At 34.9% G+C, this 12,918-nt stretch carries 13 protein-coding genes; 9 read left to right on the top strand and 4 right to left on the bottom strand.

The features are described from left to right. The first annotated feature begins 165 nt into the window (after nt 1–165). From CBF31_RS04650 to CBF31_RS04635, 4 genes are all read left to right on the top strand, one after another. Nucleotides 166–1,881, top strand: coding sequence for an ABC transporter ATP-binding protein (locus CBF31_RS04650; RefSeq protein WP_126831230.1), 1,716 nt, complete (start codon nt 166–168; stop codon nt 1,879–1,881). A gap of 13 nt (nt 1,882–1,894) precedes the next feature. After that, nucleotides 1,895–2,578, top strand: a complete 684-nt coding sequence (locus CBF31_RS04645) for a response regulator transcription factor (RefSeq protein WP_126831229.1) — start codon at nt 1,895–1,897, stop codon at nt 2,576–2,578. Further along, entirely contained in the window at nt 2,565–3,584 is a 1,020-nt protein-coding gene (locus CBF31_RS04640; protein WP_126831228.1) for a sensor histidine kinase, read from the top strand. The genes CBF31_RS04645 and CBF31_RS04640 overlap by 14 nt, the downstream gene beginning before the upstream one ends. 208 nt (nt 3,585–3,792) lie before the next feature. Next, nucleotides 3,793–4,266 carry a helix-turn-helix domain-containing protein gene (locus tag CBF31_RS04635; protein ID WP_126831227.1) on the top strand — a complete coding sequence of 158 codons (474 nt, stop codon included), beginning with the start codon at nt 3,793–3,795 and terminating at the stop codon, nt 4,264–4,266. 24 nt (nt 4,267–4,290) lie between these two features. On the opposite strand, the gene CBF31_RS04630 is transcribed toward CBF31_RS04635, so the two are convergent. Both CBF31_RS04630 and CBF31_RS04625 read right to left on the bottom strand, forming a co-directional pair. Continuing rightward, nucleotides 4,291–4,917 (bottom strand): VanZ family protein, encoded by a 627-nt coding sequence (locus CBF31_RS04630; RefSeq protein WP_126831226.1) that lies wholly within the window; start codon nt 4,915–4,917, stop codon nt 4,291–4,293. A 41-nt stretch (nt 4,918–4,958) separates the two neighbouring features. After that, on the bottom strand, nt 4,959–5,618 hold the full coding sequence (locus CBF31_RS04625; protein ID WP_126831225.1) for a Vat family streptogramin A O-acetyltransferase: 660 nt from the start codon (nt 5,616–5,618) through the stop codon (nt 4,959–4,961). Between the two features lie 155 nt (nt 5,619–5,773). Between CBF31_RS04625 and CBF31_RS04620 the strand changes: the two genes are divergently transcribed. Together CBF31_RS04620 and CBF31_RS04615 are read left to right on the top strand one after the other, a co-directional pair. After that, entirely contained in the window at nt 5,774–6,385 is a 612-nt protein-coding gene (locus CBF31_RS04620; RefSeq protein WP_126831224.1) for a PepSY domain-containing protein, read from the top strand. A gap of 97 nt (nt 6,386–6,482) precedes the next feature. Then, nucleotides 6,483–6,671, top strand: a complete 189-nt coding sequence (locus tag CBF31_RS04615) for a hypothetical protein (protein WP_126831223.1) — start codon at nt 6,483–6,485, stop codon at nt 6,669–6,671. A 144-nt stretch (nt 6,672–6,815) separates the two neighbouring features. Here CBF31_RS04615 and CBF31_RS04610 read toward each other — a convergent pair whose 3' ends face one another. Continuing rightward, nucleotides 6,816–8,234 (bottom strand): multicopper oxidase family protein, encoded by a 1,419-nt coding sequence (locus CBF31_RS04610; RefSeq protein ID WP_126831222.1) that lies wholly within the window; start codon nt 8,232–8,234, stop codon nt 6,816–6,818. A 215-nt stretch (nt 8,235–8,449) separates the two neighbouring features. Between CBF31_RS04610 and CBF31_RS04605 the strand changes: the two genes are divergently transcribed. Then, on the top strand, nt 8,450–8,962 hold the full coding sequence (locus CBF31_RS04605) for a ClbS/DfsB family four-helix bundle protein (protein ID WP_126831221.1): 513 nt from the start codon (nt 8,450–8,452) through the stop codon (nt 8,960–8,962). A 21-nt stretch (nt 8,963–8,983) separates the two neighbouring features. Here CBF31_RS04605 and CBF31_RS04600 read toward each other — a convergent pair whose 3' ends face one another. Further along, nucleotides 8,984–9,859, bottom strand: a complete 876-nt coding sequence (locus CBF31_RS04600; RefSeq protein ID WP_126831220.1) for a MurR/RpiR family transcriptional regulator — start codon at nt 9,857–9,859, stop codon at nt 8,984–8,986. Between the two features lie 244 nt (nt 9,860–10,103). On the opposite strand from CBF31_RS04600, the gene CBF31_RS04595 reads away from it, so the two are divergent. Both CBF31_RS04595 and CBF31_RS04590 read left to right on the top strand, forming a co-directional pair. Next, nucleotides 10,104–11,384, top strand: a complete 1,281-nt coding sequence (locus tag CBF31_RS04595; protein WP_126831219.1) for a PTS sugar transporter subunit IIC — start codon at nt 10,104–10,106, stop codon at nt 11,382–11,384. 144 nt (nt 11,385–11,528) lie between these two features. Continuing rightward, nucleotides 11,529–12,917: a 6-phospho-beta-glucosidase gene (locus CBF31_RS04590; RefSeq protein WP_126831218.1), complete on the top strand. Its 1,389-nt coding sequence runs from the start codon at nt 11,529–11,531 to the stop codon at nt 12,915–12,917. Nucleotide 12,918 lies beyond the last annotated feature (1 nt).

Genomic DNA, 12,918 nt, shown 5'->3' with positions numbered 1-12,918 from the left:
TTTTTACCTCCAGTTAAATTTAAATAAACACTTACTATCATTGTATCAAATTATCAGAAGAAAATGGCTTTATAGTGTTATTTTTAATGTAATAGTTCTCGTTAACATTTTGTTAACATTGCCCGTTTAAACTAATCTTATGATTAAGAAATGAGGGAGAGTATTATGAGTAAAATAAAAAAACAAAATAAATTATTTGAGATGGCTCAGCCTAATAAAAAGTTAATGGCTGTTGCTATTGCATTAAGTGCAATGAGTGCGATTTTTGGATTAATTATTCCATTGGTTATCCAAAAAGTGATTGATGGAACGGGAAGTAGACCTACTTTTGCGATGGGAGTAGTGGCTGTAGCGGTATTTTTACTTGAAATAGCCGTCAGTGCGTTATCGTATTATTTACTGACATGGATTGGCTTAAAGATGGTTAAAGGGTTGCGTGAACGTATGGTTAAAAAGACGACGGCCTTCGAATTATCTTATTTTCAAATTGAAAAGCCTGGAGAATTGGTTAGTAGAACTATTAATGATACAAATCTAATTAAAGAATTTGTGGGTGAGAAGATTCCACAATTGATTTCTGGTGTTGTTACACTAGTCTTTACCGTGATTATATTGTTCTATATGGACTGGAAAATGAGTGTTTTAATCGTAGTATCTATGCCTTTATGTGCATTATTTATGTTACCTTTGGGTAAAAAATTATTTGCGATTTCAAAAAAAACACAGGATAAAATCGCAGGATTTACAGCTGATTTCACACAAGTATTATCTGCAGCAGAGCTAGTTAAAGCATCAAATGGTGAAGCCGCTATGGTGAAGCAAATGGAAGATGAAATAGAGTCGTTATTTGCTTATGGGAAAGAAGAAGGAAAAGTTAACTCAATTTTACAACCCTTAATGATGTTTGTTGTTATGGGAATGATTATGTTTATCGTAGCTTATGGTGGATACCGAGTGTCGCAAGGAACATTATTACCAGGGAAATTCATCGCGTTTATGATTTATATCTTCCAAATTATTGGGCCTGTGGTATCATTTAGTACTATTTTTTCTGGCTATCAAAAAGTCAAAGGCGCAACGAATCGTATTCAAGAATTAGACCAAGTTGTGACAGAAGATTTAATGAAAGGTGAAACTGTGGATGTTGAGGGGAAAGATATTGAATTTAATAATGTAACGTTTGCTTATAACGATGAAAAAACAATTTTAAAAAATGTCTCATTCAAAGCCAAACAGAATCAAACTATTGCTTTTGTCGGACCGAGTGGGAGTGGTAAAAGTACCACCTTTAATTTAATCGAACGCTTCTACCGTCCAACGACAGGAGAGGTATTAATTGGAGGGGAGAATGTCGAAAACTATTCATTACAATCCTGGCGTGAGCAAATTGGTTATGTGCCACAAGCAAGTACGTTATTATCAGGGACTATCCGTGATAATTTAACCTTTGGTTTAAACCGAGAAGTGACGACGGAGGAACTAGATGATGTGATGAGGCAAGCCTGTGGGTCTGAAATTGTCAACCGATTACCAAAAGGGTATGATAGTGAAGTAGGAGAACGAGGCAGCTTATTATCAGGTGGTGAACGTCAGCGTGTGGCGATTGCGAGAGCATTTTTACGCCAACCAAAGATTTTATTATTAGATGAGGCAACAGCAAGTTTAGATAGCCGTTCTGAAAAAGTGGTGCAACAAGCGTTAGAAAATCTAATGGAAAATAGAACGACCTTTGTAATTGCCCACCGCTTATCAACGGTAGTCGGTGCGGATAAGATTTTATTTATCGAGCAAGGTGAAGTCACTGGAGAAGGGACACACCAAGAGTTATTAGCGCATCATGAGTTGTACCGTGAATTTTGTAGTCAACAATTAGCAGATTAAAGGAGTAGAAACCATGCCAACTATTTTAGTTATTGATGATGATAGACGAATTAATGAGTTTATAACGATTGCTTTAGAACAGGAAGGCTTTCACGTTATATCGGCATTGGATGGAGAAGAAGGACTGTCTATTATTGAAAAAAATACCATTGATTTAATCGTCTTAGATATTATGATGCCTAAGGTAGATGGCTGGGAGGTCGCAAGCTACTTGCAGCAACTGAATCTGGATTTACCTGTATTGATGTTGAGTGCTAAAGGTCAGTTAGAAGATAAATTACAAGGCTTTAAATTAGGAATTGCAGATTATTTACAAAAACCTTTTTTAATTGAAGAATTAGTTGCAAGAATTCATGCGATTTTATCACGTTATCAAAAGGGAATAGAGGAAAAACAAGTCATTGGTAACACGACTCTTGATAGTGGAGCAGCTCAACTTGTGGTGGCGGGTGTGTCTCATAATCTGCCTAAGAAAGAGTTGAAGTTACTTCAGTATTTTTGGCAACATACAGGACAAGTATTGAGTAGAGAACAAGTACTTAATCAGGTTTGGGGACTAGATTTTGAAGGGGATGGACGTACATTAGATGTACACGTCAAACGGTTAAGAGATAAGTTGATTTCAAGTGACTTACAGATTACCTCAGTAAGAGGATTAGGCTATAAGTTAGAGGAGCACGTGGATGAAAAAAATTAGAAAAGTAGTAGAGTTTAGTCTAGTATTATCCGGTATTGTATTACTATTTTTATTAGTCGTCTATGTGATTAACCGTCTCCCTTTTCAGTTGGAATGGTGGGGCGCTTCAATGTTGTCTATATTAATTTGGATAGGGCTTATTATGGGAATCGGCTTTCTCTTTTCAGGACCAGAACGATTCTTCTTTAATAGCTTAAATAAAAGTTTATTTGAAATGGGACGAGGAAATTTTAATATTGATTTGTCTTCAGAGAAGAAAAAGATGGCACGTTATGGAGAATGGGTAGAGTTTTTAAATAAAATTGAAGAAACAAGCGACAATTTAGCAGAAATGGAGAAGCTAAAACAAAGCTTTATCTCAAATGTTTCCCATGAAATTAGAAGTCCATTGACCTCTATTTCAGGATTTGCTCAATTAGCTCAGAGAGAAAAGAATCCAGAAAAAAGAGCGTATTATTTAGAAACCATTCGTAGTGAATGCATGAGATTATCAAATCTAAGTGAAAGTTTATTACGACTGACTGAATTAGAGGGGACAGCAATCTTGTCAAAAAGCGAGTTTGATTTAGCGGAATTACTGGAGAAAGTTAAATTAGGATTTTCTGTTCAGTTATCAGAAAAAAATATTGAACTGAAGTTAGTAACTGTTCCTGTTATCTATAATGGCGATCCCATCTTATTTTATCAAATTTGGCAAAACCTACTTGGCAATGCGATTAAGTTTTCAGCACCAGACTCTGAAATAAAGCTGAGTCTGACAGGAAATGCTGATGACTGGAAAATAGTTTTAGAGGATAATGGTCAAGGGATACCCAATGAGAAATTAACCTATATTTTTGACCGTTTTTATAAAGTAGATGATTCACGTAACTCTGATATTGAAGGTAGTGGATTAGGGTTATCGATAGTGAAAGAAATTGTGACGCTTCATGATAATTTGAAAATAGATGTTACAAGTGAAGAAAATAAAGGAACAACTTTTATCTTAAGTTATCCTAGTTTTTAGGAAACAGAACTCTTGCAATAGTGAGAGTTCTTTTTATTTGATCAAAAATAATATCTACTTTTAACGAGATTGTTTATACTAAAGATAGCTTGAAAAAGGCTCTATTATAAGCATGCTAGTAAGACTAGCATGCTTATAATGGCGAGCTAGAGAGACTATCTTGTTAATTGTAGTAGTGAAAGGTATAACTGAATCAGGAGGAAATGATATGGAATTTGCTAATCAAATAAAAAAAATAAGAGCAACACATAATTTAACACAAGAACAATTAGGTCAGAAATTAAATGTTTCTCGCCAAACAATTTCCAGTTGGGAGACGGGGAGAAATTTACCGGATTTAGAGATGGTTGTGACGTTAGCGAAATTATTTGAACTCTCTCTAGATACCTTGATTTTAGGAGATGATACAATGGAAACAAAATTAATTAAAGATAGTGATTTAGTGAAGCGTTCTAAGTACAATATGGGTAGTATTGCTTTAGTTGTAATTGGCTTAATGTGTCTAATCTTAAAGTCATTCACTGAAACGACAGTATTAGAGAGTGGGCTATTGCATGAGCCTTATTTTTTCCTTCTACCCATTGGCTTTTTATTAGTATTCAGTGGTGTTATTTTGGTAATATTACGTGTCATTTTCTTTGGAATAAAAAAAATAAAGAACAAGAAAAAAACCACTGATTAGAGAAATCAGTGGTTTTTTAAGTCATTAGTTCCAAATTAAAAAAACATTTAAAAAGGCAACACCCACAATGAGTGGTGGCAAAAATCCTGTAGGGTCTTTGTGTAAGGCAGGAACAGGATTTTTTTTGAACATTTTATTTATGATGCTAAAGATGAGGTAGCCTAGTAATGTCCCAAACGTATTGGTTAGTAAATCATTAATATCTGTTGCTCTGTACAATGTAAAAAGTTGACTGATTTCAATAGATAATGAGAACAAGAATCCAAGTAGGACTGTTTTGTACCATTTTGAGTAGGTAGGACTAATCATTGGAACTAAGAAACCGAATGGCATAAAGGCAATCACATTTAGAATGAAACTAAAACTAAAGCCATCTGCTAAAGGCATCATTTCAAGATTTGGGTTGAAAAGTGGTTGTCCTAAAGAAGTAAGACGTGATAGTTCCATTACAGTCGGAATACCAAAGACATTGGTTAGAGAAAGAACGAGATAACAGTAAAATAATAAGCAACTTATAATAGTTTGGACTTTATTTGTGAGTGTTCTATTCCTCAAAAGAAAACCAAGAGAAATACTAACAATAACTAAGCCGATAATTGAAGTAGGATGAACCATAAGTAAATCAGAAAATGACAGGTAAAACGGTAGCATTTGGGACTCTCCTTTTAGTAATTTAGACTAACACTGTAGTATTAAGCGTTGTTTAAATTATCTTTTAATTCTTTTAGTTGAGTAAGTGTGACGGTTTCAAGGGTAAGCGTTGCGATATGTTCAGTAATCCACTCGATATCTTGTTCCCACCAAGCAAGTTGTTCTAAGGACTCAATAATCTCTGGGGTAAAGCGCTGTTTGATTGGTTTAGCTGGATTTCCTCCGACAATTGTGTAAGGTGGGACGTCACGTGTAATAACACTGTTAGCTCCGATGATAGCACCATTCCCAATAGTGATACCAGGTAAGACTGTGACATTTTGACCAAACCAAACATCATGACCAACGTGGGTATCTCCTTTTAAAGGCAGGTCACTAATAGCGGGTGCTGCTTTTTCCCAACCGTTGCCCATAATATTGAAAGGATAGGTTGTAACACCTGACATTACATGATTTGATCCGTTCATGATAAATTCAATCCCAGAGGCAATGGCGCAAAATTTACCGATAATGAGTTTGTCACCAATAAAATCATAGTGATGGGTGACACGGTCTTCAAATGTTAGACCTGTATTGCCTAAATCAAAATAAGTATAATCACCAACTTCAATAGTTGATCGGGTAATTGCATTTTTTAAGAAAATCAAGTCCTTAATCATCGGATTCGGATTAAGTTGATTTGGGTTTGGATAATGGCTCATTAATAACACTCCTTTGTTAAAATAGTTGCTTTAGTATAACACAGGTTATACTAAAACAGATCGAAACTCATTTTTTCTTAAGATATCAGACCTTGGTACGAGGTGTTATTTATTTTATACGGTATACTAGAAGTATCATTGGAGGAGGGGCTAGTATGAAGAAGAATTTAGTAATGGTTAGTATTTTTGGTATAATAGGGCTGACCTTTTTAACAGGATGTGAGAATAAAGAGGTTAAGACCCAAGTAAAAGAAGATATTACTGAGAAGAAATTAGATATTGAAGAGTTAGTGAAGCCTGATCCGAATCCAGAAGGCGTAAAAATAGAAGTCACACTAGCAGATGCGATTACACGTTATCAAGAGCTAACAAAAGATGCGACAGTTACCGAAGTTGAATTAGAAAAAGAAAGAGGTAATTGGGTCTATAAAATTGAGGGTAAAGATGACACTAATGACTATAAAGTAGTCTATGATGCTGTTACAAAAGAAGTATTGGATAAAGAAACAGAGCCTTTGGATAGAGAAGAACAGGATGAATCGGTTCTTGATGCACAAGCAATTGAGATAAGTAAGTTAGCTGAAGTTGAAGAAATTTTAAAAGTAGCAGAAGAAAAGGTCAAAGGCAGCCGCTTAGAGGAGATGTCGTTGGAAAAGAATCTCGGAATAACGTATTGGGAAGTCTCAGTTAGAGCGGATAATAAGAAAGTGAAATTAAAAATAGATGCTATTTCTAAAGAATTACTGGAAATTAAATTTGACGATTAATTCATAAAAACTTAATAAATAAAGTAAGGTCAAAATAAGATGAACTTGTTATACTTTATTTAATGGTATTTTATTGAATGAAATGAGGAACACTTAAATGAAAGTGAAGCAAGTAATATTAGGACTAACTTTACTGGGGATTATTGGGTTATCTGGTTTATTGGTTTACTTATCGCAGGTCTCAACACCCACTACTGCAGAAAAACAAACTAACACGACAGAAACAGAAGAATTTGAAAGTAAAATTTATGACAAAAATGGGAAGTTAGTCTATCCTGTCAAATAAGGTATTTTAGTAGAGAAATTATAAGTAAAAAAACTGACTATTAGAGTTAGAGATTAAAACTTCAATTAAGCTATTCGATTTAATAAAAAAAGCGCAATCCATCGTGGATTGCGTTTTTTTATTTTAGTGATAGAGAAATGATATCTAAGCTACATTTATAGTTGTCATCATACCGCCATCTTCATGGTCGAGGATGTGACAATGTAGCATCCATTCCCCAACACGGTCAAATTGAATTAGAATATCAGTGTAACCATTAGGTGCAACGTCGATGGTATCTTTCCAAATGTTATCAGTTACAGGCGTGCCATCTTGTGAGAGAATTTTAAAGTGTGCGCCGTGAATATGCATAGGATGGTTACTCATGTGATTATTATTTTTAAAGCGAATCACGTAAGGTTTGTCTTTTTTTAAATCAAATGATTCTGTATCTGGGAATACCTCACCATTAATTGTCCATTCGTGACCGTTCGAGCTCATTTGGCTATCCATTTCAACAAAGATATCTGGCTTAGTTAAATCTTTTTCCCCTGTCTGTATTTCTTTATGGGAAGTAGCAGATTTAGTGAAAGTAGGAGCTTCTTTTACTTTAGCGTCATAGTGGTAGTTAATAGGGATACTGAATCCTTGGTCGCGGTCATTTTTTATATCGAGTGTTTTATCTTTCGTTCCAGACAAAATCATTTCTACATCATAACGCTCTCCAGGTGCTAATGTCAGCTCTTTTGTATAGATAGGTTTTTCTAAAGGCATCCCGTCTGTATGAGTGATGAGAATTTTTTCTGGGAAGAAAAGGGTTGTACTTTTAGCTGTAGCAGCTTGAACAAATCTAAGTTTTGTTTTATCACCATTTGTCACTGTAAGTGGTTCAATATCTTGTCCGGTCAGTCCGTTAACAGTATCAACATCGCCTTCAACTTGCATATGACCTTCTTCGTTATTAACAACCCAATCATCTAAAACAAGTAGTTGATCGTTAGTATACTTTTTATCTGTGTCATCTAAAATAACAAGAGGACCGTACATGCCATTATCAACTTGATCGCGAACGGGACGATTGTGAGAATGATACCAATAGGTTCCAGTGTAGTCTGGTGTGAAGTTATAAGTGAAGGTGCCACCATTTTTTTTAATAAGAAGACCAGGGCCGTCTTGATCATTCGGTAAGGCTAAACCATGCCAATGAATATTTGTATCAGCAGAGGTATTATTTGTTACTGTAATGGTAGCTTGTTGTCCTTTGTTTAGAATAAGAGGCATACCAGCATAATAAGGTGTGTTATTTTTATCTGTATACACCCAACGTTTAAAGGTTTTACCATCAAGTTCGTAGTCAATTTCATTTATAACTAAATCGATTTTCTTAACAGGATCATTACTTACTAATGCAGTGTAGTCAAGTGAATACAGACCGGGTGTTATCTTGCTATCATCGGAATGATTATTTTGCTTCACTGTTGGGTGTGACTTAGTTTCATTATCTTCTGGTAAGGCTTCTTTTTTTGTGCATCCAGCCCCAACTAAAAGTAAGGTTAAGAGTGGGACTATTTTTTTGATTATCACGAGTAAATCCTCCTTCGTTTTCTAAGGTTGAGTATAATATAATAACACTTCGAGAGATAGGAATTTTCTTTGAAGAAAGTGAGAGTAAAAAGTCACTGATAGATGGTTATTATATAATTGTCTTATAATAAGCAGAAATATAGGTTTTTGATGGTGTAATCTTTAAAAGTAACTTATAATTTTTTATATAAACATAACTAAAGGGAGGCTATACCATGGCTAGACCGACAACAAAAGAAAGTTTAGTGACCTTATCATCAGAAAATTATAGTAAATTAATGGAACTTATTGAGTCAATGACAGAGGAAGAACAAGAAGCGATTTTTCCTTTTGAAGACCGAGATCGCACAATTAGGGATGTGTTGTGTCATTTGCATGAGTGGCATAAGTTATTTTTAACGTGGTACGAGGTCGGTATGTCTGGAGAAAAGCCTGTTATGCCCAAGGAAGGGTATACATGGAAGACAACACCTGATTTGAATCAGTGTTTTTGGGAAGCGTGTCAGGATATAAGTCTGTCGCAAAGTAAACAATTAGTTTTAGACACACATGAAAAAGTCATGGCTATTATTTCTTCACATACAAATGAAGAGTTATTTACTAAGAAATATTATAAGTGGACTAATACAACCTCATTAGGGGCATATCTAGTGTCTGCAACATCTAGTCATTATGACTGGGCATTGAAAAAAGTTAAAAAATATAAGAAGTTAATTAAAGAAAAATAGAGCCAAGCAGGCTCTATTTTTTTAGTCTTCTTTTAGTGTTTCAAGTTGTGAACATCGCGGATCATTCATCTTGGAGATGGCAATCGTATGATCCAGATTTTTTTGGTAATTTAGAGAAAAGATACATGAGTATAGCGTATCTAGTAGAAAATAGATAGAGTAGTGACTGCTGAATCCCCCGATTTTAGAGTACAATTTTTCTCGAGTTGAGATTTTTAGAGAACAATCAGCATTAGCTGCAATGGTATTCTCACCCATATTGGTTAAAGCGAGTATTTTTACCTTATTTTTTTTCAGTATAGGCAATAGATGCGTGATGGATCGTGTTTCACCACTATATGAGATTAATAAAGCTAGGACAGAACTGTCAGAATTGGTTGCTTCAAAAACTTGCTCGCCATCTAAACTAATAATGGAGACATTTTTATTGATACGTTTCATTTTATGACAAAAATCTTGAGCAAGGTAAACGTTGATGTTACTCGTAAATATTTTAATAGTGGGGGCATCTTCCATTAAACGAATGGCTTTGGCCAAGTCGTCGTGGTGAAGTAAATCAAGGCTATCTGTGATGGTCTCTTGAAGGAGCGTCCCAAGTTTATTTGCAATAGTTGTGAATGAATCTTTTTCTGTAAAAGGAAAGTTAGCATCGATTTCTTGAAAATGAGTATCTAGATAGTTTATTTCAGCTAAGAATGCTTTTTTGAAATCAGTCCAACCGCCAAACTCCATCTTGTTTGAGATGCGAATAAGAATCGAAGGACTTGTATAAGTTTCTTCAGCAATCATTTTTATCGTTTGATTGGCTATTAGTGAGCGTTTGTCTAATAAATAGTCAACAACCACTTGTTCAGTAGGTGAAAATAGAGTTTTCTTTAATTTTTCTGTTAACAGCATAAGATAAGCTCCTTCACTTTTAGTATAGCGTTTACATTAATTGTATCTTAATTAATGTAAAATGTCTCTTTTAATTAAATAGAGAGACAATCTGTAAAAAATATTCTGTCTGCTTCTAGTATAAAAAATAACATTCTGTAAATTCTTTTTTTAAATCATTGTTTCGAATTGTATGATTAGGCGTAACACTTTACTCTTTATATGTAAACGTTTACAACAACTGAATAAGAGGAGTGTTTAATCGATGGATAAATTTCTAGAAGCAGTAGAAAATAAACTTGCACCACTGGCTCAAAAATTAGACCGAAATAGATATTTAACAGCAATTAAAGATGGATTTTTTGTGGTTATGCCACTACTTATTATCGGTTCAGTCTTTTTATTGATTACTCAGCTACCGTTTCAACCGTATCTTGATTTTATGGAAGGGCTTCTTGGAAAAGAGTGGCCGAGTTATTTTTTAACTGTTAACACAATGACGATGAATATTATGACGTTGTTTGTCATTTTAGGAATATCAAGAAGTTTAGCTAAGGAATATAAAATAGATATTGTAGGTAGTCAAGCAGTATCGCTATTAGCTTTCTTTATTTTAACACCTGTTATGAAAGATTCTACTGGAGCAGAAGGCTTACCGATTGCTAATTTTGGTGCAGCAGGCTTATTTATTGGGATGATAGTGACCATTTTATCAGTTGAATTATTTAGATTAGTGATCAAGCGTGGGTGGGTTATCAAGATGCCAGAGTCTGTACCACCGAATGTAGCGAACTCGTTTTCTGCACTAATCCCTGGATTTATTGTTGTTGTTATCGTTAATTTAATTCGTATTGGATTTTTATTAACGCCGTTTGAAACAGCACATAATTTTATATTTGAAATATTACAAAAACCACTATTATCATTAGGTAGTTCATTACCTGCACTTATTGTTTTAATATTATTCGAAGCGACATTATGGGCATTTGGGATTCATGGTTCAAACATTATGTTAGCAGTTATGACACCTATTTGGACAGCGCTAGCGGTAGAGAATGCAGAAGCTTTTGCTAGAGGTGATGTCCTTCCGAATATTGTTAACATGCAATTCTATAGTAACTATATAAAAATTGGTGGAGCAAGTGGGACAATTGGATTAGCAATTGCATGTATGTTTTTTGCAAAATCAAGTCAGTTCAAAGTATTGGGTAAATTATCATTTGGACCTGCTATTTTTAATATCAATGAACCCTTGATTTTTGGGATGCCGATCGTATTGAATCCGATTATGTTAATTCCGTTTGTTCTTTGTCCTCTTGTATTAGGAATCTTAACGTATGTCGTCATGGCACTGGGGATTGTACCGTTAACCAATGGACTACAGTTACCTTGGACAATGCCTCCTATTTTCTCAGGTTTTATTTTATCAGGCTGGCGGGGAGCTGTTTTCCAAGTTATTGAAATTTTTATAAGCTTCTGTATTTTCTTCCCGTTCTTCAAAGTGGAAGATCAGAAAGCTTTGAAAGTAGAAAAAGGAGAAATGTAGTAGGGAATTGGAACAAAATTTACAAAATGTTTACTAGATTATCATTAATTTGTAAATATGAGTTTCGTTTTTTAAAAACTAACGACGCATCAAAAGAAAAGGCTTACAATTGACTCATAACAAAACTACTAAGGAGTGACGACAATGACAGAAAAAAACGGCATTAAGATTGCAACAATTGGTGGAGGCTCTAGTTATACACCAGAATTGATGGAAGGCTTTATTAAACGTTACGATGAGTTACCAATCCGAGAAATTTGGTTAGTAGATATTGAAGCAGGTAAAGAAAAATTAGAGATCGTTGGGGCGATGGCAAAACGTATGTGGGATGCCTCTCCATATGATGTAGAGATTCATTTGACTTTAGATAGAGAAGAAGCATTAAAAAATGCTGACTTTGTAACCACTCAATTCCGTGTTGGTTTATTAGACGCTCGTATTAAAGATGAACGTATTCCAGGTTACTACGGTATGATCGGACAAGAAACAAATGGAGCGGGTGGGATGTTTAAAGCATTCAGAACTATTCCTATTATCTTAGATATTGTTGAAGATATGAAACATTTATGTCCAGACGCATGGTTAATCAATTTTACAAATCCAGCAGGTATGGTAACAGAGGCGATTGTTCGTTATGGTAAATGGGATAAAGTCATGGGGTTATGTAATGTTCCTGTAGGGGCTATGATGATGGAACCCAAAATGTTAGATACAACATTAGACCAGTTAGTTTATAAATTTGCAGGACTTAACCATTTCCACTGGCACCGTGTAACAAATTCAGATGGCGAAGATGTGACGCTTAAAATTATTGATAAAATGTACAGTGAAGATGCTGGGCTTCCAGCAAATATTTTCGATGTTGCATTCTTTAGAGAGCAACTAGAACAAATGAAAGCTATCCCGTGTGGCTATCACCGTTACTACTATAGAGAAGAAGAAATGTTAGAGCATTCTCTAGAAGAGTACAAAACAGTAGGAACACGTGCACAACAAGTAAAAGAAACAGAAGCAGAATTATTCGAGCTTTATAAAGACCCGAACTTAGACCATAAACCAGAGCAATTAGCTAAACGTGGCGGAGCTCATTACTCAGATGCTGCTTGCGAAACAATTGCATCAATTTACGGCAATAAAAATACTCACATTGTTGTATCAACTAAAAATAACGGAGCAGTTCCAGACCTACCAGCAGATTGCGTAGTTGAAGTATCAGCATTTGTTGGAGCAGCAGGCGCGTTGCCAATTGCCTTCGGTTCATTACAACCAGCAGAAAAAGGTTGGTTACAAGTGATGAAGAATATGGAATTAACAACAATTGAAGCAGCGATTACAGGGGATTATGGCTTAGCGTTACAAGCCTTCACTATTAACCCATTAGTCACAGCAGGTGAAACAGCTAAACGTATTTTAGATGAATTATTAATCGCACATAAAGAGTTTTTACCAAACTTTTCAGAAACAATTGCACGTCTTGAAAAAGAAGGCGTTACTGTAAAAGATCCAGTTGTAAGTGAAATGTTGTCTAAATAAA

The sequence above is a fragment of the Vagococcus fessus genome (assembly GCF_003987565.1).
In the GTDB taxonomy this organism is placed as follows: domain Bacteria; phylum Bacillota; class Bacilli; order Lactobacillales; family Vagococcaceae; genus Vagococcus_D; species Vagococcus_D fessus.
The sequence above is the reverse complement of the archived record's forward strand: the minus strand, read 5'-3'. Positions and strand labels throughout refer to the sequence as shown.